This window comes from Rathayibacter sp. AC451 (assembly GCF_979253095.1).
On the sequence record NZ_CEEDBD010000001.1, the window covers coordinates 1,619,986 to 1,642,583 of the forward strand.

Sequence of the window (22,598 nt, forward strand, 5' to 3'; positions counted from 1 at the left end):
GCTCGGCCTGATCGCACGATCTGCGGCGTCGGAACCCTCGGTCGATGCCCGCATCGACCTTCGGCTTCCTCCTTGCAGCTCGCACGACCAGGCCGTGCTCGCGACGGCGATCTCGTGTTCAACAGGCCCTAGCGCACGTCCGAGCGCTTGACCCAGATCGGCGGATGCGGCAGCTCGCTCTCGCTGCGCAGGCGCCCGGCGAGCGGGGCCCAGACGACGAGCGCGACTCCGACGCCCAGGAGCAGGCCGCCGATGGTGTCGCTCAGCCAGTGCGCGCCGAGGTACGTGCGGCTGGCCATCATGGCGACGGAGTAGAGGAAGCCCGCGATCCAGACCCAGACCAGCGGGAAGACCAGCGCGAGCACCATCGCGGTCGTCGCCGCGTTCGCCGTGTGGCCGGAGGGGAACGAGCCGTAGTCGCTCGTGACCAGCATGTCCTCGGGGCGGGCGCGGCCGACGAGCTCCTTGACGAGCTGCGTCAGGCCGACGCTGACCAGGGCGGCGACGGCGTAGTACAGCGCGGCCCAGCGCCTGCGGAACACGAGCAGGACGGCGACGATGGCCAGCGGGATGATCGCCGTGCCGGTGATGCCCGCGCCGACCGTGTTCATGACGAGGGCCGGGATGTCCCAGACGTTCGAGCGGTGCTCGACGATCTCGTCCATCCACTCGACGTCGAAGCCGAAGGCGGTGGTCGGGCGGTAGGCGATCATGATCGCCAGGATCACCGTGAGGAGCAGGGCGATCGACGCCGAGATGAGCGGCCAGCGACGCGAGACGCGGTGCGCGACCTCCTGCGTGAGGACCTTGGTCGCCGCGGGATCGGCGGACGGGGCGGACGTCCCCATCCGCTCGCGCTGCACCGCATCGGGGCTCGCGGAGGCGGGCTCGGTCGTCGATCGGTTCTCGCGGTTCACCATCCCGACATCCTCCCCCGCCGGACGTTCACGTGCAGGGGCTTGCGCGCGGGGCGCGGAGCCGCCGCGTCAGTCCTGCAGCGCCGCCACGGTGCGCGGCCGCACGATCAGCCAGAGCGCCAGGATCGAGATCCCCGCGGTCGTCATCATCACCAGCGCCATCGGGATCGCGGAGGAGGCACCGAAGATCCCCGAGATCGGCGAGAGGATCCCCGCCATGCCGAAGTTCACGGCGCCCAGCAGCGACGCCGCGGTGCCCGCCTCCTTGCCGTGGTTCACGAGTCCGAGCACCTGCACGCACGGGAAGCTGAAGCCGCACGACGCGATGAAGAGCCACAGCGGCACCAGCGTGCCCCAGAGTCCGAAGCCGAGCGCGTCGAAGAGCGCGATGAGCCCGGCGGTGGTGAACAGCGAGATCGTGGTGATCGCGAGGATCCACTGCGGGCCGACGCGGCGGCTGAGCCGCGAGGACGCCTGGACGCCCACGACCACTCCGAGCGAGTTGACGGCGAAGAGCAGGCCGTACTGCTGCGGATCGAAGCCGTAGAGGCCCTGGAACAGGAAGGCCGAGCTGGAGAGGTAGGTGAAGAGGCCGGCGAAGGTCATGCCGCCGATGAGCGCCACTCCCACGAACTGGCGGTCGCCGAGCACGGAGCGGTAGCGCTGCAGCAGCGAGCGGCGGTCGCGGTCGCCCCGGGCGGTGCGGGGGCGGGTCTCGACGATGAGGAGGGCGACGGCGATCATCACGACGAGGCCGTAGGCGGCGAGGAACACGAACACGCCGCGCCAGTCCATGACCAGCAGCAGCTGCGAGCCGATCACCGGGGCGAGCACGGGCGCCAGGCCCGAGACCAGCGCCAGGCGGGAGAGCATCAGGACCAGCGGACGCCCGCCGAAGAGGTCGCGGACCATCGCCATCGCCACGACACCGCCGGCCGCTGCTCCCGCGCCCATCAGCACGCGGAACACGCCGAGCCAGACGATGTCGGGGGCGAACGCGGCGCCGATGCAGGTGAGCACGTGCACCGCGGTGGCGAGGATCAGCGGCAGGCGCCGGCCGACCGCGTCGCTCCACGGGCCGACGATCAGCTGGCCGAGGGCGAAGCCGAGCGTCGTGCCCGTCAGCGTCAGCTGCACCGCCGCCTCCGACACGTTCAGCTCGTCCTGCAGCACCGGGAAGGCGGGGAGGTAGAGGTCGATCGTGAACGGCCCGAGCGCGGTGAGCGCTCCCAGGACGATGACGTAGACGAGGCGCTGACGGGTGGTCAGAGCGTCGCCGGGGTGGCGGTGGACGGGGACGGAGCCGGTGGGCGTCGGGGCGACGGTGGTCACGGAGGCCTTCCTGCGCGAGGCGCGGGGAGCGGGGCGGAATCGTGCGGGAGCGGCGCCGGAACGGCCGCGAGGAGCGGCGCGGGATGCTCGCATCCCTGCACCGCTCCTCACGCTAACCGCCGCGGGCGCTCCTGCACTCACCCTCGATCGAATTGATTCGACTATCAGTTCATCCGGGGACGTGATCGACGGGGCTCGACGCCGTGAGCGCTCTCATCCGACCCGCAGCAGTGCGACCCCCTGGGGTGCCAGCGTGACGGAGTCGGCGCGCTCGCCGGACAGCACGTCGACTCCTGCGATCGGCACGACGGCGTCGGAGCGGCCGTGGTTGATCGCGAAGACGAGCGCGCCGCGGCGCACGAGCTCCACTCCCTCGATCGGCTCGGCGACGACGCCCTCCACGCCCGCGTCGGCGAGCGCGCGCTCGACGACGGTGCCCAGGAGCTCGGGCGCGGGCCAGGTGGCGACGTACCAGGCGGATCCGCCGCCGGTCGTCTCGCGCCGCGTGATCGCCGGCCAGCCGTCGAGGTCGTCGGTGAAGCGCGCGAGCACCTCGGCGCCCTCGGCGTGCAGGTACTCGCGCCAGCGGGTGACGACGCCCTCCAGCGAACCGGTGACCGTCGAGTCGGGCAGCTCGTCCGAGAAGGCGTCGGCGGAGGCGAGCGGAGCGAACTCCTCGACGCGCACGCCGAGCGTCGACTGCAGCGCGCCGAGGTAGCCGCCCTCGGTGATGTGCGCGTCCTCGTCGGTGATGCCGCTCTGGAACGTCGTGACGAGGTGCCCGCCGCCCTCCGCGTACGCGGCGAGGCCGGCCAGATCCTCGGCCCGGGCCGCGAAGAGTGCGGGCGCGACGACGAGGTCGTAGCCGTCGAACGGCCCGGAGGCGCGCACGAAGTCGACCGTGACGTGACGGCGGGTGAACTCGCGGTGCCACGCGGTGACGTGCGCGGCGTAGTCGATCGCTCCCGGAGTCGCGTCCTGCTCGATCGACCACCAGCTGTCCCAGTCGAAGACGATCGCGACGCGGGACTCCACCTCGGTCCCGAGGATCTCGTCGAGGCGGCCGAGCTCGGCGCCCAGCTCCTCGACCTCGCGGAACACGCGGGTCTCGGGGCCGCCGTGCGGCACGAGCCCCGAGTGGAACTTCTCGGCGCCGGCGCGCGACTGCCGCCACTGGAAGAAGAGGATGCCGTCGGCTCCGCGGCCCAGCACCTGGTAGCTCCAGGCGCGCATCTGCCCGGGCTTCTTCGGCGCGTTGCTGCGGCGCCAGTTGACGGCGCTGGTGGCCTGCTCCATCAGCAGCCACGGGCGGCCCTCGCCGAGCGAGCGCATGAGGTCTCGCGCGACCGCGGCGGTGAAGGGCGCCTCCGGGTCGGCGGGATCGGGGTAGAGGTCGTCGGACACGACGTCGACGTGCGGGGCCCAGGCCCAGTAGTCGACGGGCTTGAAGAGCCCCATGAAGTTCGTGGTGATCGGAGTCTCGGGCGAGTACTCGCGCAGGATCTCCTTCTCGGCCAGGTAGCACTCGAGCAGCTGGCGGGAGGAGAAGCGGTCGAAGTCCAGGCGCTGGGTCGGGTTGGGCAGCGTCGGCATCGCCGCGGGAGGCCGCACCTCCTCGAAGCTCGAGTAGCGCTGCGACCAGAAGGCGGTGCCCCAGGCCTCGTTGAGCGCCTCGATGCTGCCGTACTTCGCGCTCAGCCACTCGCGGAACGCGAGGACCGCCGACTCGGAGTAGTCGTGCGAGACGTGGCAGCCGTACTCGTTGCCGATGTGCCACATCTCGAGCGCGGGGTGGCCGGCGTAGCGCTCGGCCAGCTTGCGCACCAGGCGCGCGGCGTAGCGGCGGTAGACGGGCGAGGACGGCGCGTACTGCTGGCGCGAGCCGACTCCGAGGACCACTCCGTCGGCGGTGACGGGCAGCATCTCGGGGTGCTCGTGGCTCAGCCACGGCGGCGGGGACGCGGTGGCGGTGGCGAGGTCGACGCGCACGCCGCCGGTGTGCAGGCCGTCGAGGACCTCGTCGAGCCAGGCGAAGTCGAACTCGCCGTCGCGCGGCTCCAGGTGCGCCCACGAGAAGACGCCCACCGTCGCGAGATTCACGCCGGCGCGGTTCATCAGTGTCACGTCCTCGGGCCACACCTCCTTCGGCCACTGCTCGGGGTTGTAGTCGCCTCCGTAGCGAACGGGCATGTGCTCTCTCCTTCGACCGCCGCAGCGGTGGTGCGGGCCGGGGCGCCGACGGTGGTGCCCGGTCCCGGTGGTTCTCCAGCAGGGTAAACGCTTACCGCCACCCTGCCCAAGCCCCGGCCGTCACGGGCCGAGCGGATGCAGCGGCGCGGCCAGCGGATTGGCGAGCAGGTGCTCGAACGCCAGCTCGGCCGCTCCGATCATCAGCAGGTCGCCGCCGAGCTCGGTGCGCGCGATGCGGACGGAGTCCAGCGCCACCCGGAACGGCCCGCCGTGCGTCAGGCGCTCCTCGAGGAACCCCGGCGCCACGCCGACGAGGGCGCCGAGGAACCCGCCGAGCACGACCAGCTGCGGGTTGAAGATGTTGACGACGTTGCGCAGCGCCACCGCGAGGTGGCCGAGCTGGCGCTCGACCTCGGCGCGGACGGCCGGGTCGTCGGAGGCGGCGAGCGCCTCCTCCAGCCGCTCGCTCTCCTCCAGGCCCAGCACGCGCAGCAGCTCGGCGCGGCCGACCTCGGTCTCGAGGCAGCCGACGGCGCCGCAGTGGCAGTCGACCCCCGCGCTGTTGACGAGGGTGTGGCCGATCTCGCCCGCGTAGCCGTCGATGCCGTGCAGCGGGGCGCCTCCGACGATCACGCCGGCGCCGACGCCGCTCGCGCCGCCGTTGAGGTAGATCAGGTGCGAGACGTCGCGGCCGGCGCCGAGCACGCTCTCGGCCAGCGCACCGAGGTTGGCGTCGTTGGCCGAGAGGACGGGCAGTCCGGTCGCGTCGGCGAGCATCCGCGAGAACGGCTCGTCGCTCCAGCCCAGGTGCGGGCCGGTGCGGACGAGACCGTCGGCGTCGCGGACGAGGCCGGGAACCGCAACTCCGATGCCGACCGTCCGGGCGTCGGCGGGCAGCTCGGCGCGCAGCTCGGCGATCGCGTCCGCGGCGAGCGCGGCCGCCGCCTCGGCGGTCGGCACGATCGCGGTGCGGCGGAGGCGGCGGCGCACCTCGGCGTCGAAGCCGACCACGGCGACCGTCACGGCGTCGATCTCTGGGTTCACGGCGAAAGCGACCACCCGCGGGTCGGCCTCGACGATCGGGCTCGGCCGCCCCACTTGATTGAGCGTGTCGGGATCGCGCTCGCGCACGATGCCCAGCTCCACCAGCTCGCCCACGAGCGCGGCGATCGTGGACCGGTTGAGCCCGGTGGCCCGCGTCAGCTGCGAGCGCGAGCGGGGGCCGCCGCGGTGCACGAGGCGCAGGATCGCGGCCAGGTTGTGGCGTCGGACCCGGTCGAGAGTGTTGCCGCGCGTCGCGTGATCGGGCATTCCGCGGTCTCCTCTGGTCTCGCATCAGCCTATCGGCGGCTCTCGGCACCCCCGCCGCGCGCATCGCAGCCGTCGGCCGCGCGCATCGTCAGCTGAGAGGAGGGGATGACCGCTGTCAGGCGATATCCCCTCCTCTCAGCCGACAGTCCGCAGGCTCACGCCCCCGCGCGGCTCCAGGTCCAGCTGCCCTCTGGCCCGTCGACGCTCACGTCGGCGCCCGAGCGGCTGACGGTGAAGACCGTCTCGTCGCCGGAGTCGTGCGCCACGACGCGCACCTCGCGCACGCCGTCGCCTCCCGGGAACACCCGGAGCTCCAGCCCGTCGAGGTAGTCGTACTCGGCCACGTCGGTCCGGGAGCCCACCGGCACCACCGCCCCCTCGCGCACGTAGAGCGGCAGGGTGTCGAAGCCGTGCACCTCGCGGCGCCACTCCCCCGTCGAGTCGGTGGTCTCGCCGGTCCACCAGCTGGTCCAGCGGCCGCGGGGCAGGTAGAACTCGACCGAGCCGTCGGCGGTGAACACCGGGGCGACCAGCAGGTCGTGGCCGAGCATGTACTGCGTGTCCAGGTGAGAGGCGTTCCGGTCGTCCTCGAACTCGAGCGTCATCGGCCGCATCACCGGGATCCCCTCGCGGGCCGCCTCCGCCCCCGCCGCGTACAGGTACGGCATCAGCGAGAGCTTGAGCTCGGTGAAGCGACGGGTGATGTCGACGGCCTCGTCGCCGAACTCCCAGGGCACGCGCACCGAGGTCGAGCCGTGCAGTCGGGAGTGCGAGGAGAGCAGTCCGAAGGCCAACCAGCGCTTGAAGACGCCCGGGTCGGGCGTGCCCTCGAAGCCGCCGATGTCGTGGGCCCAGAAGCCGAACCCGCCGAGCGCGAGCGACAGGCCGCCGCGGAGGGTCTCGGCCATCGACACGTAGGACGACGTGTTGTCGCCACCCCAGTGGACCGGGAGGGCCTGCCCGCCGACCGTGGCGCTGCGGGCGAAGAGAGTCGCGCGTCCCTCCCCCAGCTCCTCGACGAGCACCTGGTGCACCGCGAGGTTGTAGAGCTGGGTGTACCAGTTGTGCATCGCCTCCGGGTCGGTGCCGTCGGCCCAGACCACGCCCTCGGCCGGGATCCGCTCGCCGAAGTCGGTCTTGAAGGAGTCGACGCCCTGGCGCACGAGGACGCGCAGCTTGTCCTGGAACCAGCGCGTCGCCTCCGGGTTCGTGAAGTCGACCAGCGCCATGCCGGCCACCCAGAGGTCCCACTGCCAGACGTCACCCGACGTCGTCTTCAGCAGGTAGCCCTTCTCGCGGCCCTCCGCGAAGAGCGGCGAGGCCTGGGCGATGTAGGGGTTGATCCAGACGCAGGTCTTCAGGCCCCGGTCGTGCAGGCGGGCGAGCATGCCCTCGGGATCGGGGAAGGTCCGGGAGTCCCACTCGAGGTCGGTCCACTGGAACTCGCGCATCCAGAAGCAGTCGAAGTGGAAGGCCGACAGCGGCAGCTCGCGCTCGGCGAAGCCGTCGATGAAGGAGTTGACGGTGTCCTCGTCGTAGCTCGTCGTGAAGCTCGTGGTCAGCCAGAGGCCGTAGCTCCACGCGGGCACGACGGAGGGGCGGCCGGCGAGCCCCGTGTAGCGGCGCAGCACGTCCTTCTTCGTCGGGCCCTGGATCACCAGGTACTCCAACGCCTCGCCGCCGACCGAGAACTGCACGCGCTCGACCGACTCCGAGCCGATCTCGAACGAGACGAGCCCGGGGTCGTTGACGAGCACGCCGTAGCCGCGGTTGGAGAGGTAGAAGGGGACGTTCTTGTAGGCCTGCTCCGAGGAGGTGCCGCCGTCGGCGTTCCAGACGTCGACGGTCTGGCCGTTCTTCACGAACGGTCCGAAGCGCTCGCCGAGACCGTAGACGAGCTCGCCGACGCCGAGGTCGAGCTGCTCGTGCACGTACGGGTCGCCGTCGGGCCCCGTCAGATAGCCCTGGGACTTGTGGCCGGAGCCGGTGAGACGGGTGCCGGTCGCGGTGTCCCAGAACTCCAGCGACCAGGGTGCGCCCTGCGCGACGCGGACCTCGAGGTCGCCCGTGCGGAGCACTCCGCCCGCCTCCGTGACGCTCGCCTCGCCCACCGATCCCTCGGCCAGCGCGAAGCCCGGACGGGTGGCGGTGCCGCGCCAGTGCTCGATGCGCACCTTCGCCACGCCCTCGGCGGGCGAGGAGACCGTGACGGTGAGGGCCGGGCGGTTGAGCACGTCGCCCCGACCCTGGATGACCTTCGTCGGCGCGATCACCTCCAGCGCGGAGCCGGTGGCGCGGATGTCGTACGCCTCCTGCGCGAACAGGGCGGTGAATCCGGCCCTCGTCTGCCAGAACCCGTCGGTGAACTTCATGCGTGTGCCTCTCTGGTGGTCGTGCGTCGTGCGGAGTGCGGGCGCCGCGGAGCAGGGGCCGGAGAGGCCCCCGCTCGCGGAGGTGGTGCTACTTGACCGCGCCGGCGGTGATGCCGCGGGTCAGCGTGCGCTGGAAGATCAGGAAGAAGATCAGCGTCGGGAGCAGGCCCAGCAGGGCGCTCGCACTGGTCGTCGTGACGTCCATGATCTTGTCGCCCTGGAGGCTCGAGATCGCGATCGGGACGGTCTGCGTCGCGTCGCTCACGAGGAACACCAGGGGGATGAGGAACTCGTTCCAGGTCCAGATGAAGAAGAAGATCATCAGCACCGAGAGGGTCGGCCGCGAGATCGGCACGATCACCCGGGTGAGCACCTGCCACTTCGACGCGCCGTCCAGCGCCGCGGCCTCGAGGATCTCCTTCGGGAACGTGCCGTAGACGCTCGAGAGCAGGTACGTGCCGAAGGCCGACTGGATGACCGTGAAGATGATGATCACGGACAGCTGGCTGTCGTAGATCCCGACCGCCTTGAACATGTAGTACAGCGGGTAGAGCAGGGCCTCCTGCGGCAGCATGTTCGCCAGCAGGAACAGCACGATGATCCAGCTGCGGCCCTTCACGCGGCCGATGCCGATCGCGTAGGCGTTCAGGACCGAGAGCGCGACTGCGAGGATCGCGACCGATCCCGAGATGAGGATCGAGTTGCCGAGCTTCTCGGGGAAGTTCACCCGCTCCCAGAAGGTCGACAGGCCGTCGAAGGAGAGGCCGGTCGGGAACGCGAGCGGGCCGCCGGCGGAGTACTCGGCCGGCGTCTTGAACGAGTTGAGCAGGATCAGCAGCACCGGGCTGATGATCACGAGGCCGATGACGATCGCGACCACGAGGATCGCCCAGTCGCCGATCGTGCGCTTGGTCGTGCCCTTGGCGGGCTTGGGCGCGCGGCGCGACGTGGTCAGGTCGCTGTCCGCGGTGCCCGCCTGGGTGAGGGGCAGGGTCTCGATGGCCGACATCAGCGGGCTCCTTCGCTGCGCTCGACGCGCTCCTGGGCGCGGATGAACAGCACGGCCAGGATCACGATGACGATCGTGAGCGCGGTCGCGATGGTGGCGCCGTAGCCCACCTGCTGCTTCTGGAAGAACTCGGTGTAGGAGTAGTAGCTCGGCACGATCGTCGAGTCGCCGGGACCGCCGCGGGTCAGCGCGTAGATCGGTCCGAAGACCTTCAGCGCGGCGATCGTGCAGGTGAGGGTGACCACGAAGATCTCGGGGCGGATGATCGACACGGTGATCCAGCGGAAGCGCTGGAACCAGTTCGCGCCGTCGAGCTCCGCCGCCTCGTAGAGCTCGGGATCCACGCGCTGCAGCGCCGCCATGAAGATGACGACCGGGTAGCCCAGCTGGACCCAGATCATCACGACCATGATCGAGAGCATCGCGGTGTCCGGCTTGCCCAGCCAGTCGTGCGAGAGCGAGCCGAGTCCGACGGCCTCGAGGATCGAGTTGAGCGCGCCGTTGTCGGGGCGGAGGATCCAGCCGATGACGATGGCCGCGATCACCGTGGGGAGGATCTGCGGGAGGTAGTAGGTGGCGCGGAGGAAGCTCGCGAGCTTGCCGCCGAACTTCTTGCCGACCAGGTCGAACAGGATCGCGGCGAGCAGGAGGCCGAGGATCGTGGGCACGATCACCATGGCGATGATCATGTAGACGGAGTTGAGGAACGACGTCCAGAACTGGTCGTCGCCCATCAGCTCGACCCAGTTCTCGAGGCCGATGAAGATCGGCGGCTTGATGCCGCGCCACGAGGTGAAGCTGATGTAGACGTTCCAGACGAGCGGGATCAGCACGATGAACGCGAAGAGCACGAAGCCCGGGATCAGGTAGAGCCAGTAGCCGCTCGAGCGCTTCTCGCGCGGGGGCTTCGCGGCCGGAGGCGGTGGCGCGCTCTCCGCGCGACGCGGTGCGGTCGTCGTCATGGGTACTCCTAGAGGGGTGTGCGGGGCGGCGTGCGGGAGGGGGCCGCGAGATGCCACTCCGGTACGGGTCCGACGGCGTGTCGTGTACCGGAGTGGCGTCTCGCGGGAGGGGAGGCGGAAGCTCAGCGGAGCTTCATGCGACCCCATTGAGGGGTCGCCGTCGCGTTGTCGAGGCTTCCGCGGTCATTCCGCGCCTGTGGGCGCGGGGCTGGCCGCCTTCAGGTGACGCTGCGCGTCACTTGATGTCGTCGACGCCGTCGTCGTACTTCTCCTGGAGCTGCGACAGCATCTCGTCGGTCGACGTCGACTTGTTGAGCAGCTCCTGCGTCGCGGCCACGAGGTCGTCGTAGAAGGTCGCGGTGGGCCAGTCGGGGTAGAAGGAGAGCTGGTCGCCGTCGACGACCGTCTTCCACTGCGACAGCAGCTCCTTGCTCTTCTCGTCCGTGATCGCCGACTCGTCGACGACCAGCGGGATGCCTCCGTTGTTCCCGATCAGGTTCTGGATCTCGGGACGCATCGTGATGTCGATCCACTTGTAGGCGAGGTCCTTGTTCTTCGCCGTCTCGGGGATGACCCAGTGGTTGCCGGCGGAGCCCATCGTGAACTCGGCGCCCGGGAAGAGGAAGGTGTTCCACTCGAAGCCGGTGATCTCGGTCTTGAAGCGGCCGAACCACCACGAGCCCGAGAAGAAGATCGGGTACTCGCCCGAGATGAAGGCGGTGCCCGCGTCCTCGGCCTTGAGCCCGGAGGCGTCCGGCGAGATGTAGCCCTTGTCGACGTACTCCTGGAGCTGGTCGGCGGCGTAGGACCACGCGGCGTCCGAGAAGTCGACCTCGCCCGTGTAGGTCTGGTAGTCGGTGATCCACTGGCGGTCGGCCTTCAGCAGCGCGAGCTGGTAGAAGAGCTGCTGCAGCGGGTACTCGGCCCCGGCCTCGGCGAGCGGGGTGATGCCCTTGGCCACGAAGGCGTCGAGCACCGCGATGAACTCGTCGTACGTCGTCGGCACCTCGATGCCGTTCGCCGCGAAGACGTCCTGGTTGTAGTAGACGAAGGTGAACTCGCCGTAGTTCGGGATGCCGTACCAGGAGCCGGAGCCCATGATGCCGTCCTCGTCGTACTTGGCGGTCGTCTGGAGGGCTCCCGGGACGAGCTTGTCCCAGCCGTAGAACTCGACGGCCTCGTCGAGGTTCGTGAGCAGCCCCTGGCTCGAGAGCAGTCCGCTGGTCGCGTTGCCCTTGTTGTACTCGACGACGTCGGGGGCCGAGTTGGAGTTGAAGATCTGGCTGGCGCCGGTGCGCAGCTGCTCGAACGCCTTGAACTCGTAGGCGATCTGGGCTCCCGTCTCCTTCGTGAAGATGTCGCGGGCGGCGAGCCAGGCGATGCCGCGGTCGCTGTCGGGGGTCTCGAAGTCCCACATGGTGAGGGTGCGGCCGGCGCCGTCGACCTCGGTGGCGAGGGCGTCGGATCCGGCGTCGGATCCTCCTCCGGAGCAGGCGGCGAGCGCGAAGATCGCGCCGATGCCGACGCCTCCGGCGATCAGGCCGCGGCGGCTGAGCGAGCCGACCGCGGCGGCGGTGGGGCGGTGGAAGGCGGTGCGGGGACGAGGCGACATAGCGGGTGTTCTCCTTCGGACGGTGCCGCTGGGCTGTGACTGCGTGGATGGGTGGTGGAGCGCTCTCCGATCGGACGAGCGTCGAAGCGTTTCGACGATCGGCCGACGAGGAGCAGGAGCAGGAAGTGGAGGGAGGGGCGTCAGGAGGCGATCGGCGCAGGGGCGCGGATCGCCGCGAGCGCGATGGAGCCGCGGTCGACGTAGTGGGGCGGGAGGAGATCGACTCCGACGGTGCGTCCGGACTCGATCTGCTGCAGAGTGCGACCGACGGCCGCACGGCACATCGCGTCGAACGGCAGGGGGAACGAGCTGACCGGGACCGGCAGCGCCGCCCCGTCGTAGCTCGCGCAGGCGGCGAGGACCGAGAGGTCCCCGGGGACGGAGAGGCCGCGCTCGAGCACGCGCTCGACGGCGGCCTCCGCGACGGGCTCGTTGCAGTGCAGGACGAGCGCGGTCGGGGCGAGGGGGGATCCGAGGATCGCGTCGACGGCGGACGCGGCGCTGGCTCGGCCGAGGTGCGGGCGCTCGACGACGACCTCGAGGCCGAGCGCGTCGCACTCCGCTCGGAACGCGTCGTCGAAGCGGCGCACGAAGCCGGCGTTGCGGTCGGTGTACGACTGCGGGTGCTCGATGAGCCCGAGAGAGCGGTGGCCCTGCTCGGCGAGCGTGCGGACGCTCCTCCGCGCCGCCTCCGCGAAGTCGAGGTCGACGCAGGCCAGGTCGTGGGCGTCGGAGGGGACGCCGATGAAGGTCGCCGGCACCCCGGCATCGCGGATGAGCGCGGCGCGGTCGTCGTCGTCGTCGACGCCCATGAGCACGATGCCGTCGACGAGGGAGGAGGAGGAGACGCGGCCGATGCCGCTGGACGCTTCGTCGGTGACGAGCAGCAGCACGTCGTAGTCGGACTCGCGGGCCCGCTCGAGCACCTCGGTCACGAAGCGCATGTGGGTGGGCAGGTGCAGCTCGCCGCGCATCGGCGCCGAGAGGGCCAGGATGTGCGTGCGGGCCCCGGCCAGCATCCGGGCTCCGGCGTGCGGCCGGTAGCCGAGCTCGCGCACGGCCTCGTCGACCCGCTGACGGGTCGTGGCGGCGATGGAGCGCTTGCCCGAGAGGGCGTAGGACACCGTGCTGATCGAGACCCCGGCAGCGCGGGCGACGTCGTGGATGGTCGCCATCGTTCCTCCTGCCGGACCTCGTCGTCGGACCCCTCCGATGCTCGAAACGCTTCGACGGGGCTGTGCTGCTGAGCACTGTACGCAGAGTCGAAGCGCTTCCGCAACAGGTTTGTCGCGACCCGCGACATATCCGGCGGATGTCGACGCGGAGACACTCGATCCGCATTGCGCGCAGCCGCCGCCCCCGATATGTTGGCCTCAACAACAATTCGGCGACGTCGCCGGAAAGGATCGGATCCATGTCCCTGACCCCCACCCGCGCCGACAAGTTCTCGTTCGGCCTCTGGACCATCGGCTACAACGGCACGGACCCCTTCGGCGGCCCGACCCGCGAGCCCCTCGATGTGGTGCACGCCGTCGAGAAGCTGGACGAGCTGGGCGCCTACGGCCTCACCTTCCACGACGACGACCTCTTCGCGTTCGGCTCGACCGACGCCGAGCGCCAGACCCAGATCGACCGCCTCAAGGGCGCGCTCGAGTCGACCGGTCTCGTCGTGCCGATGGTCACCACCAATCTCTTCAGCGCCCCGGTCTTCAAGGACGGCGGATTCACCTCCAACGACCGCGACGTGCGCCGCTTCGCGCTGCGCAAGGTCCTCCGCAACATCGACCTCGCCGCCGAGCTGGGCGCGCAGACCTTCGTCATGTGGGGCGGCCGCGAGGGCGCCGAGTACGACTCCGCGAAGGACATCCGCGCCGCTCTCGAGCGCTACCGCGAGGCCGTCAACCTGCTCGGCGACTACGTCACCGACAAGGGCTACGACATCCGCTTCGCCATCGAGCCCAAGCCGAACGAGCCCCGCGGCGACATCCTCCTGCCGACGCTCGGACACGCGATCGCGTTCATCGACTCGCTCGAGCGCCCCGAGCTCGTCGGCGTGAACCCCGAGGTCGGCCACGAGCAGATGGCGGGCCTGAACTTCACCGCCGGCATCGCCCAGGCGCTGTACCACGGCAAGCTCTTCCACATCGACCTCAACGGCCAGCGCGGCATCAAGTACGACCAGGACCTCGTCTTCGGTCACGGCGACCTGCACAACGCGTTCTCGCTCGTCGACCTCCTCGAGAACGGCGGCCCCGGCGGAGTCCCCTCCTACGACGGCCCGCGCCACTTCGACTACAAGCCCTCGCGCACCGAGGACGAGACCGGAGTCTGGGACTCGGCCGCCGCGAACATGCGCACCTACCTGCTGCTGAAGGAGCGCGCCGCGGCCTTCCGCGCCGACCCCGAGGTGCAGGAGGCGCTGGCCGCCGCCAAGGTCGCCGAGCTGCAGACCCCGACGCTGAACGAGGGCGAGTCGTACGACGACCTGCTCGCCGACACCGCGTCGTACGAGTCGTTCGACGCCGACGCCTACCTCGGCGGCAAGGGCTTCGGCTTCGTGCGCCTGCAGCAGCTCGCGACCGAGCACCTGCTCGGCGCCCGCTGACCCGCCCGGCACTCCCTGACGGACGAGACCCCGGCCCTGCGGCACGGGGTCTCGTCCGTTCCCTCGTACCCCCCACGAAGACGCATCCCGCTGCTGCGGGAGGAACGGACACGGCGATGACGCTGGTCGCAGGAGTCGACTCGTCGACCCAGAGCTGCAAGGTGGTCGTGCGCGACCTCGAGAGCGGAGCGGTCGTCCGCACCGGCCGCGCGAGCCACCCCGACGGCACCGAGGTGCACCCCTCGGCCTGGTGGGACGCTCTGACCGAGGCGATCACGGACGCCGGTGGACTCGCCGACGTCGCCGCCATCTCCATCGGCGGGCAGCAGCACGGCATGGTCGTGCTCGACGCCGACGGTGAGGTGATCCGCCCCGCACTGCTCTGGAACGACACCCGCAGCGCCGGTGCCGCCGAGGCGCTGGTCGCCGAGCTCGGCGCCGAGGAGTGGGCGCGCCGCACCGGCACCGTGCCCGTCGCCTCCTTCACCGCCACGAAGCTCCGCTGGCTCCGCGAGGCCGAACCGGAGAACGCGGCGCGCGTCGCAGCAGTGGCCCTCCCCCACGACTGGCTGACCTGGCGCCTGCTCGGCTTCGGCCCGGGATCGCCCCGCGGAGTCGATCTCGACGCGCTGACGACCGACCGCTCGGACGCCTCCGGCACCTCCTACTGGGGCGCCGACGGCTACGACCTCGAGCTGCTCGAGCACGCGCTCGGCCACCGCCCGGCACTCCCCCGCGTGCTCGGGCCGTCGGAGGAGGCGGGCCGGACGGCCCAGGGCCTCGTCGTCGGTCCCGGCGCCGGCGACAATGCGGGCGCCGCGCTCGGGCTCGGCGCAGGGCCCGGCGACGTCGTGGTCAGCATCGGCACCAGCGGCACCGTCTTCGCGGTGACCGAGGACCCGGTGCGCGACCCCTCCGGGACCGTCGCCGGCTTCGCCGACGCGAGCGGCCGATTCCTGCCGCTCGTCGCGACGCTCAACGCCGCCCGCGTGCTGTCCTCGACCGCCGCCCTGCTCGGCGCCGGCTTCGACGAGTTCGCCGACCTCGCGCTGCAGGCGGAGCCGGGTGCCGACGGACTCGTCCTCGTTCCCTACTTCGAGGGCGAGCGCACCCCGAACCTGCCCGACGCGACCGCGAGCCTGCACGGCATGACCATCGCCTCGACCACGCGGCCGAACCTCGCCCGCGCGGCGATCGAGGGCATGCTCTGCGGACTGGCCGACGGCCTCGACGCGGTGCGCGGACTCGGAGTGGTCGCGCACCGCATCCTCCTGATCGGCGGAGCGGCGCAGAACCGCGCCGTGCAGCTGGCCGCCTCGCAGGTGTTCGACGTTCCCGTCGTGGTGCCGACCCCCGGCGAGTACGTGGCTGACGGCGCCGCCGCGCAGGCCGCGTGGGCACTCACGGGTTCGCGCCCGGAGTGGGAGGTCACCTCGGTCGCCGAGCCGGCGGCCGACCACCGCCCCGCGATCCGCGCGCAGTACGCGGCGGCCCGCGCCTGACGCCGTCCGCGAGATGCCGTTCCGGTACGCCTTCGACGGCGTGTCGCGTACCGGAGCGGCATCTCGCGGGAGCAGTCGAGGTCAGCTCGTCATCGAATCGACGTACCCGCGGTTCTCGTCCATCCAGGCCGCGAGCGCCGCGTCGCGGTCGTCGGCGCCGTCGTTGAACAGCGCGTTCTCGAGCGAGTAGAGCGTCTCGGAGTCCATCCGGAAGTCGCGCATCCAGCTGCTCAGCGTCGGGAAGTCGCTCTCGAACGAGCTCGAGCCGAACGAGTGGATGTCCTCCGCCTCGCCGAGCAGCCCCTCCGGGTCCTCGAGGTCCTTCACCGGGAACGCGTCGTACGCCCAGTGCGGGCGCCAGAGCGTCACGGCGATGTCCTCGCCGTTCGCCGTCGCGGTCTCGAGCTCCTGCAGCATCGCCGGCGTCGACGACGTCAGGTACTCCATCCCCTCGAGGCCGTACCCGGGGATGACCTCCTCGGTCGTGACGGCGTTCAGCCCCGACCCCGGCTCGATGCCGACGAGGCGGTTCCCGACGACGTCCGGATTCGCGGCGAGCTCCTCGAGCGTGTCGATCGGAGCGTCCTCGTTCACCGCGATGGTCAGCTTCGCCTCGTCGTTCCACGCGCCCAGGTCGACGAGGTCGTCGCCGTAGCGCTCGAGGTAGCTGCCGTGGGTCGTCGGCAGCCAGGTGTCCAGCGCCAGGTCGAAGCTCCCGGCGGCGAGCCCTGCGAAGCCCGGCGCCACGTCGATGTCCGAGAGCTCGACGTCGTAGCCCTGCTCCTCGAGCACCGCGCCCCAGAGCGCCGACACGGCGATGCCCTCGTCCCAGCCCTGGAAGACGGCCAGGCTCACGTCGGTGCGGTCGCCGTTGTCGACGGAGGCGGTGCTCGCCGGCCCGGCGACGGCCGACGCGCCGAGGGAGGCGACGACCGCGACCGACACCGCGGCGACGGCGGAGCGGGTGAGCACGACGGCGCGGCGGTTCCCGGCCCGGGCGGCTCGCGCGGGCGAGGGCTTCCCCAGCGCCCCCGTCATCCGGTCCAGCACGATCGCGAGGATCACCACCGAGATGCCCGCCTCGAAGCCCAGCGCCACGTCGATCCGGTTGAGGCTCGCGACGACGTCGCCGCCCAGGCCGCCCGCGCCGACGATGCCCGCGATGACGACCATCGAGAGCGCGAGCATGATCACCTGGTTCAGCCCGGCGAGGATCGAGGGCAGCGCCAGCGGCAGCTGGATCTGGCGCAGGATCCGCCACTTGGACGAGCCGAACGCCTCGCCCGCCTCGACGAGCTCGGGGTCGACGCCCCGGATCCCCAGCTCGGTCAGGCGCACTCCCGGCGCCATCGCGAACACGATGGTCGCGACGATGCCCGGCACGACTCCGACGCGGAAGAAGATCAGCGCCGGGATCAGGTACACGAACGCCGGCATCGTCTGCATCAGATCGAGGACCGGGCGGATGATCGTCGACGCCGTCCGGTTGCGCGCGGCGAGCACGCCCAGCGGCACGCTCAGGGCGATGGCGATCACGGAGGCGACGAGCACCAGCGCGAGCGAGTCCATCGCGTTCTCCCACTGGTCCACGCTCACGACGACCAGCAGCCCCACCGCGGTGCCGATCGCGAGGCCCCAGCCGCGCGCGGCGTAGGCGAGCACCGCGAGGAACGCGATGATCACCCAGAACGGCGGAGTGGCGAGCACGACGTCCACGCCGTCGTAGAGTGCTCCGAAGACGGTCCTGATCACGTCGAAGACGGGCTGGAAGGTGCTCGTCAGGGCGTCGATGCCGCTCTCGACGGCGTCGCCCAGAGGCAGGCGGATCATCGGACGCCTCCATCGCTCGCGAGGACCGCGTCGTCGACGGGGCCGCCCGTGGCGCGCAGCGTCGCCGTGACGATCTCGGTCGGGATCGTCGCGGGCGGCTCGATCACCGGCTGCTCGCCGGTGCGCGGGTCGACGTCGCCCAGCGCGGCCAGGAGCGTGACGCGCGGGATCGCGCCGAGCAGGCGTCCGCTCCCGTCGACCACCGCGACGGGCAGCTCCGACTCGACGGCGGGCTCGATGATCTCGCTGAGCGGGGTGTCCGGCGACACGGTGACCACGTCCGAGGTGACGACGGCCGCGAGGTCGGAGTCGCTGCGGCGCACCTGCTCCATCACGTCGCGGTCGCGCACGGTGCCCAGGAGTCGGCGGCCGGTCCCGACGACGAAGGCCGCCGAGGTCTGCAGGTCGCGCATTCCGCGCAGCGCCGCACGCGGTCCGGCGGCGAGGGTGACGACGGAGCGGGGCGGCTCCATCACGGCGGCCGCGGTCAGCACGCGGGCGCGGTCGACGTCCTGCACGAACTGCGCGACGTAGTCGGTCGCCGGATCGGTGAGGATCTCCTCCGGAGTGCCGATCTGCACGATGCGGCCGTCGCGCATGACCGCGATCCGGTCGCCGAGGAGCATCGCCTCGTTGAGGTCGTGCGTGATGAAGACGATCGTCTTCCCGAGCTCCTGCTGCAGCTCGATCAGCTGCTCCTGCATCTCGCGCCGGATGAGCGGGTCGAGCGCCGAGAACGCCTCGTCCATCAGGACGATGCCGGTATCGGCGGCCAGGGCGCGGGCGAGTCCGACGCGCTGGCGCATGCCTCCGGAGAGCTCGCCGGGCGTCTTCTCGTGCCAGCCGGCGAGTCCGGCGCGCTCGACGGCGAGCAGTGCGCGCTCGCGCCGCTCGGCCGCCGGCACGCCCTGGATCTCGAGCGGGTAGGCGACGTTCTCGAGCACCGTGCGGTGCGGCAGCAGCGCGAAGTGCTGGAACACCATCGAGACGGAGGCGCGGCGGACGCGCCGCAGCTCGGCGTCGGACACCCCCGTGATGCTCGATCCGTCGATCAGGACCTCGCCCGCCGACGGCTCCTGGAGGCCGTTCAGCATGCGGATGAGCGTGGACTTGCCCGAGCCCGAGAGGCCCATCACGACGAAGATCTCGCCGCGGCGCACCGCGAACGAGGCGTCGATCACGGCCGCGGTCCCGGAGGAGGCGAGGTCGCCGCGATCGGCACCCGCCCGCAGCCGCTCGACCACCTCCGCGGGACGCCTGCCGAAGACCTTGAAGAGGCCTCTCGCTTCGAGGACGGGAACGGCGAGGTCCTCCAGGACCCCTCCGCCCGCGGGCTCGCTGATGTCGTTCTGGTTCTGCTGCACGTACGCTCCGTCGGGGCGCAGGACGGATCCCGCGCTCTGTCATCTCGTGGTGCCGGGTCGGGGCGCGTGGGACCGCCCGACGCGGGCCTCCGCGTGCTGCCCGCCGCGGGGAGCGGCCGGGGGACGGAGGCGATCGGGGTGAGTCCGAGGCGGCCTCGGGGCCGCCTCCGCTCCCGCTGACCGTACGCTCGCGGCTCGCCGTCACGGGGGACGGGGCACGGGCGCGGACCGGTTCATCGGGGTCTCGAAGACCGCCGTCCACGGTAGCCGCGGAGCCCCGATCCGGCAAATGTCCGACTATTCGAGAGGGGGTCGCGGCATCCCTCAGCAGGGACGCCGAGCGCGGAGAACTCCTGATCAACAGGCATTCCCTGTCGTTGCACGATCGTTACGCGACCATCTCCGGAAAACCGACCGTCACTCCGTATCAGGCCGTCGTGTCCCCCGCCGGACCGGACGGGGCAGCCGCTCCGACTCCGCTCACGGGCTCGCCCTGCCACGACTCGAGCACCCAGTTCGAGCCGCCTCCCTCGAGCACCACGACGCCCGTGTTGTCGAGCAGATGATCGGCGATGAACCGGGCGTCGAGGTCCTTCGCCCGCAGCCCGGCCCAGCCGCGGATCGCGGCGCCGTGGCTGACCAGCGCGACCGTTCGAAGGCCCGAGGCCTCGGCCTCGGCGACGACGGAGTCGTACCGCGCCGCGAACTCCTCGCCCGTCTCGCCGCCCGCCAGCTGCAGCCCCGTCTCGCCGCCCGCCCAGCGGAACACGGTGTCCATGTACTCGGTCACCGCCGCCTCGTCGCCGCGCATCTCGAGACCGGCCGCCGCGATCTCGCGGATCCCGTCGCGCTCGATCGGCTCGAGCCCGAGGGCGGCCGCGAGCGGAGCCGCCGTCTCGTGCGTGCGGCGCATCGTCGAGACGTAGATCGCGCCGATCCCCTCGCCCGCGAGCGTCTCGGGGAGCAGCTCGGCCTGCGTGCGCCCGAGCTCCGTGAGCCCGGGGCCGGGGATGCGGGTGTCGAGGAGCCCGGCGACGTTCGAGGGCGTCTGGCCGTGGCGGATGAGGATCAGGCGCATCCGTCCACGCTACCCGCCGCGCATCCGGGGAACCCCGGACCGTCGAGGGAGCCCGCCGCACCGGGCGGTCTCGACGGTCCGGGGTTCCCTCGGCGCACGGCCACCGCTCCGGTCCCGCGCGCACCCCCTGTGCCAGAATGTCCGGGACCGAAGGGACGCGCCCGTGCCGGCACGATCAGGACGCAGCTCCGGAGTGACCCTCCACGACGTCGCGCGCGAGGCCGGCGTCTCGCTCGCCACCGCCTCCCGATCGCTCAACGGCAGTCAGCGCAAGGTCGCCGAGGAGTACCGCGTCCGCGTCCTCGCGGCGGCGCAGCGGCTCGGCTACTCCCCCAACCTCTCGGCCCAGGCCGTCGCGAAGGGCTCGACCAGCACGGTCGCCCTCATCGTCAGCGACATCGCCGACCCGTACTTCTCGACCATCGCCTCGGGGGTCGCCGGCGCGGCGGAGGAGCTCGGGCTCGTCGTCACGATGGCCGTCACCGGCCGCGACCCGGCCCGCGAGCTCGCCGTCGTGCGCGCGCTGCGTGGTGCGAGGCCTCGCGTCATGATCCTGGCCGGCAGCCGCTTCGCCGGCGAGGACGAGCGCGAGGCCCTCGTCGCCGAGCTGCGCTCCTTCGAGGACGCGGGCGGCCGCGTCGTGCTGATCAGCCAGGGCGGCCTGCCCTTCCCCACCGTGGTGCTCGACAACCGCGCGGGCGCGCGAGCGCTGGCCGAGGCGCTCGTCGAGCAGGGCTACCGGCGCTTCGGAGTGGTCTCGGGCAGCCCCGCGATCCTCACCTCCCACGACCGCGTCCAGGGGTTCCGCGAGGGCCTCGAGGCCCACGGCCTCTCGCTCGCCGACGAGCTCGTCGTCGAGGCGCCGTTCTCGCGCGACGGCGGCTTCGACGGCGCGCGGGCGCTCCTCGCCGCGCACCGCGACGAGATCGACCTCGTCTTCGCCGTCAGCGACGTGATGGCGATGGGGGTCTCCTCCGCCCTGCGCGAAGCGGGCCTGGAACCCGGAGTCGACGTCGGGGTCGCCGGGTTCGACGACATCCCGACGGTGCGCGACGTGCATCCCGCGCTCACCACCGTGGCCGTCCCGCTGCGCGAGCTCGGCGAGCGCTCGCTGGCCGTCGCGCTGGGCGACGACGACGCCCCCGCCGACCCCGTGGCGACCTCCGTGGTCCTGCGGGCGAGCACTCCGGGGCCCCGAGCGACGTAAGGTGTGCTCACACGCGCCCGCGGACGGGCGGGTCCCGCGCTGACGCGGGCTCGGACGGTCCCTGCGAGAGGGCGCCGCCCGATCACAGAGAGCCACGGTGCCCCGATGCCGGAAGACAAGCCCGCGCCCCGGGCTCCCAGCATCTACGACGTCGCGCGCGCCGCCGGGGTGTCGCACCAGACCGTCTCGCGCGTCCTGAACGACCACCCGAGCCTGCGCGCCGAGACCAAGCGGCGCGTCCTCGAGGTGATGGCCGAGCTCGACTACCGCCCCAACCTCGCCGCGCGGGCACTGGTCACCAGCCGCACCAGGACCATCGGGGTGCTCTCCTCGCAGAGCCTGCAGTACGGGCCCGCCTCGAGCATCCAGGCGATCGAGGTGGCCGCCCGGGACGCCGGCTACCTCGTCGTCACGGCCAACGTCGACGGCACCGACGGCGAGTCGATCCAGGCCGGGATCCGCCACCTGCTGAACCAGGCCGTCGAGGGTCTCGTGGTCATCGCGCCGCAGATCCGGGTCTTCGACATCCTGTCCGGAGCCGCCCTGCGCATCCCGCACGTGACCCTGCAGACCTCGGACGATTCGCGCGACGACGCGCTCTACGTCGACCAGATGGCGGGGGCCCGCCTGGCGACCGCGCACCTGATCGACCTCGGCCACACCGAGATCGTGCACCTCGCCGGCCCCCAGGACTGGATCGAGGCGGAGGCGCGGATGCGCGGGTTCCTCGCCGAGCTCGACGACCGGAACGTGGCGATGAGGCCGCCGCTGCTGGGCGACTGGAGCGCCGAGCGCGGCCACCGCGTCGGACTCGAGCTCTCGCGCTTCCTCGACTTCACGGCCGTCTTCGCGGCGAACGACCAGATGGCGCTGGGTCTGCTGAGCGCGTTCCACGAGCGCGGCATCCGCGTGCCGGAGGACGTCAGCGTCATCGGCTACGACGACATCCCCGAGGCCGCGTTCTACTGGCCGCCGCTGACCAGCGTGCGCCAGGACTTCGCGGAGCTCGGCCGCCGCTGCATGGCGACGCTGCTGAGCCTGATCGAGGGCGAGCGGCCGGAGTCGGCACCTCCGATCGCCCCGCAGCTGGTCGTCCGCGGGTCGACCTCACCGCCCCGCACCCTGCGACGAGTGACCGTCGCGGAGCGTCCCTCCGGGCGCGCCGTTACCGAGTCGCAACAAACCCGGTTACACGAAAGCGATCCGCGGGTCTAGCATCACTCCATGTGATCGCTCACATGAGCGCTCACATCCCGCCCCGCACCCGGGAGCGGCCACTCCCACTGCATTCAATGACGAAGGAATCA

Annotated in this window: 16 protein-coding genes; 4 read left to right on the forward strand and 12 right to left on the reverse strand. The window is 71.5% G+C overall.

The features are described 5' to 3' along the window. Positions 1 to 128: 128 nt before the first annotated feature. The 9 genes from AC0CID_RS07760 to AC0CID_RS07800 all read right to left on the reverse strand — a co-directional run bounded on the left by AC0CID_RS07760 (position 129) and on the right by AC0CID_RS07800 (position 12,880). Positions 129 to 920: a phosphatase PAP2 family protein gene (locus tag AC0CID_RS07760; RefSeq protein WP_465226339.1), complete on the reverse strand. Its 792-nt coding sequence runs from the start codon at positions 918 to 920 to the stop codon at positions 129 to 131. A gap of 66 nt (positions 921 to 986) precedes the next feature. Then, positions 987 to 2,342 (reverse strand): multidrug effflux MFS transporter, encoded by a 1,356-nt coding sequence (locus tag AC0CID_RS07765; RefSeq protein ID WP_465226340.1) that lies wholly within the window; start codon positions 2,340 to 2,342, stop codon positions 987 to 989. Between the two features lie 120 nt (positions 2,343 to 2,462). Then, a complete protein-coding gene (locus AC0CID_RS07770) occupies positions 2,463 to 4,439 on the reverse strand; it encodes a beta-galactosidase (RefSeq protein WP_465226341.1) in 1,977 nt (658 codons plus the stop codon). Between the two features lie 120 nt (positions 4,440 to 4,559). Then, positions 4,560 to 5,750 carry an ROK family transcriptional regulator gene (locus tag AC0CID_RS07775; RefSeq protein ID WP_207405240.1) on the reverse strand — a complete coding sequence of 397 codons (1,191 nt, stop codon included), beginning with the start codon at positions 5,748 to 5,750 and terminating at the stop codon, positions 4,560 to 4,562. A 155-nt stretch (positions 5,751 to 5,905) separates the two neighbouring features. Further along, entirely contained in the window at positions 5,906 to 8,122 is a 2,217-nt protein-coding gene (yicI, locus tag AC0CID_RS07780) for an alpha-xylosidase (RefSeq protein WP_465226342.1), read from the reverse strand. An 88-nt stretch (positions 8,123 to 8,210) separates the two neighbouring features. After that, entirely contained in the window at positions 8,211 to 9,131 is a 921-nt protein-coding gene (locus AC0CID_RS07785; protein WP_465226343.1) for a carbohydrate ABC transporter permease, read from the reverse strand. Next, entirely contained in the window at positions 9,131 to 10,093 is a 963-nt protein-coding gene (locus AC0CID_RS07790; RefSeq protein ID WP_207405234.1) for a carbohydrate ABC transporter permease, read from the reverse strand. The genes AC0CID_RS07785 and AC0CID_RS07790 overlap by 1 nt, the downstream gene beginning before the upstream one ends. A 235-nt stretch (positions 10,094 to 10,328) precedes the next feature. After that, entirely contained in the window at positions 10,329 to 11,705 is a 1,377-nt protein-coding gene (locus tag AC0CID_RS07795) for an ABC transporter substrate-binding protein (protein ID WP_465226344.1), read from the reverse strand. 140 nt (positions 11,706 to 11,845) lie between these two features. Then, positions 11,846 to 12,880: a LacI family DNA-binding transcriptional regulator gene (locus tag AC0CID_RS07800; RefSeq protein ID WP_465226345.1), complete on the reverse strand. Its 1,035-nt coding sequence runs from the start codon at positions 12,878 to 12,880 to the stop codon at positions 11,846 to 11,848. A gap of 239 nt (positions 12,881 to 13,119) precedes the next feature. Here AC0CID_RS07800 and xylA point away from each other — a divergent pair, with 239 nt between their 5' ends. Both xylA and xylB read left to right on the forward strand, forming a co-directional pair. After that, the gene (xylA, locus tag AC0CID_RS07805) at positions 13,120 to 14,310 is read left to right on the forward strand and encodes a xylose isomerase (RefSeq protein WP_055791178.1); all 1,191 of its coding nucleotides are present in this window, start codon (positions 13,120 to 13,122) and stop codon (positions 14,308 to 14,310) included. Positions 14,311 to 14,426: 116 nt separating this feature from the next. Then, positions 14,427 to 15,812, forward strand: coding sequence for a xylulokinase (gene xylB, locus AC0CID_RS07810; RefSeq protein ID WP_465226346.1), 1,386 nt, complete (start codon positions 14,427 to 14,429; stop codon positions 15,810 to 15,812). 81 nt (positions 15,813 to 15,893) lie between these two features. On the opposite strand, the gene AC0CID_RS07815 is transcribed toward xylB, so the two are convergent. The 3 genes from AC0CID_RS07815 to AC0CID_RS07825 all read right to left on the reverse strand — a co-directional run bounded on the left by AC0CID_RS07815 (position 15,894) and on the right by AC0CID_RS07825 (position 20,084). Further along, a complete protein-coding gene (locus AC0CID_RS07815) occupies positions 15,894 to 17,642 on the reverse strand; it encodes an ABC transporter permease/substrate binding protein (protein ID WP_465226347.1) in 1,749 nt (582 codons plus the stop codon). Next, positions 17,639 to 19,006: a quaternary amine ABC transporter ATP-binding protein gene (locus AC0CID_RS07820; RefSeq protein WP_465226348.1), complete on the reverse strand. Its 1,368-nt coding sequence runs from the start codon at positions 19,004 to 19,006 to the stop codon at positions 17,639 to 17,641. Before AC0CID_RS07820 ends, AC0CID_RS07815 begins: the two co-directional genes overlap by 4 nt. 427 nt (positions 19,007 to 19,433) lie before the next feature. Continuing rightward, the gene (locus AC0CID_RS07825; protein ID WP_465226349.1) at positions 19,434 to 20,084 is read right to left on the reverse strand and encodes a histidine phosphatase family protein; all 651 of its coding nucleotides are present in this window, start codon (positions 20,082 to 20,084) and stop codon (positions 19,434 to 19,436) included. A gap of 193 nt (positions 20,085 to 20,277) precedes the next feature. On the opposite strand from AC0CID_RS07825, the gene AC0CID_RS07830 reads away from it, so the two are divergent. Further along, positions 20,278 to 21,291 carry a LacI family DNA-binding transcriptional regulator gene (locus AC0CID_RS07830; protein ID WP_465226350.1) on the forward strand — a complete coding sequence of 338 codons (1,014 nt, stop codon included), beginning with the start codon at positions 20,278 to 20,280 and terminating at the stop codon, positions 21,289 to 21,291. Between the two features lie 105 nt (positions 21,292 to 21,396). Continuing rightward, positions 21,397 to 22,506 (forward strand): LacI family DNA-binding transcriptional regulator, encoded by a 1,110-nt coding sequence (locus tag AC0CID_RS07835; protein WP_465226351.1) that lies wholly within the window; start codon positions 21,397 to 21,399, stop codon positions 22,504 to 22,506. Positions 22,507 to 22,598: the final 92 nt, after the last annotated feature.

What these genes read in the sequence shown, in the direction of transcription:
- AC0CID_RS07760 (WP_465226339.1), bottom strand. Translation starts at nt 920, where the DNA reads ATGGTGAACCGCGAGAACCGATCGACGACCGAGCCCGCCTCCGCGAGC.
- AC0CID_RS07765 (WP_465226340.1), bottom strand. Translation starts at nt 2,342, where the DNA reads ATGCGAGCATCCCGCGCCGCTCCTCGCGGCCGTTCCGGCGCCGCTCCC.
- AC0CID_RS07825 (WP_465226349.1), bottom strand. Translation starts at nt 20,084, where the DNA reads ATGCGCCTGATCCTCATCCGCCACGGCCAGACGCCCTCGAACGTCGCC.
- AC0CID_RS07815 (WP_465226347.1), bottom strand. Translation starts at nt 17,642, where the DNA reads ATGATCCGCCTGCCTCTGGGCGACGCCGTCGAGAGCGGCATCGACGCC.
- xylB (WP_465226346.1), top strand. Translation starts at nt 14,427, where the DNA reads ATGACGCTGGTCGCAGGAGTCGACTCGTCGACCCAGAGCTGCAAGGTG.
- xylA (WP_055791178.1), top strand. Translation starts at nt 13,120, where the DNA reads ATGTCCCTGACCCCCACCCGCGCCGACAAGTTCTCGTTCGGCCTCTGG.
- AC0CID_RS07770 (WP_465226341.1), bottom strand. Translation starts at nt 4,439, where the DNA reads ATGCCCGTTCGCTACGGAGGCGACTACAACCCCGAGCAGTGGCCGAAG.
- AC0CID_RS07775 (WP_207405240.1), bottom strand. Translation starts at nt 5,750, where the DNA reads ATGCCCGATCACGCGACGCGCGGCAACACTCTCGACCGGGTCCGACGC.
- AC0CID_RS07800 (WP_465226345.1), bottom strand. Translation starts at nt 12,880, where the DNA reads ATGGCGACCATCCACGACGTCGCCCGCGCTGCCGGGGTCTCGATCAGC.
- AC0CID_RS07790 (WP_207405234.1), bottom strand. Translation starts at nt 10,093, where the DNA reads ATGACGACGACCGCACCGCGTCGCGCGGAGAGCGCGCCACCGCCTCCG.
- yicI (WP_465226342.1), bottom strand. Translation starts at nt 8,122, where the DNA reads ATGAAGTTCACCGACGGGTTCTGGCAGACGAGGGCCGGATTCACCGCC.
- AC0CID_RS07835 (WP_465226351.1), top strand. Translation starts at nt 21,397, where the DNA reads ATGCCGGAAGACAAGCCCGCGCCCCGGGCTCCCAGCATCTACGACGTC.
- AC0CID_RS07795 (WP_465226344.1), bottom strand. Translation starts at nt 11,705, where the DNA reads ATGTCGCCTCGTCCCCGCACCGCCTTCCACCGCCCCACCGCCGCCGCG.
- AC0CID_RS07785 (WP_465226343.1), bottom strand. Translation starts at nt 9,131, where the DNA reads ATGTCGGCCATCGAGACCCTGCCCCTCACCCAGGCGGGCACCGCGGAC.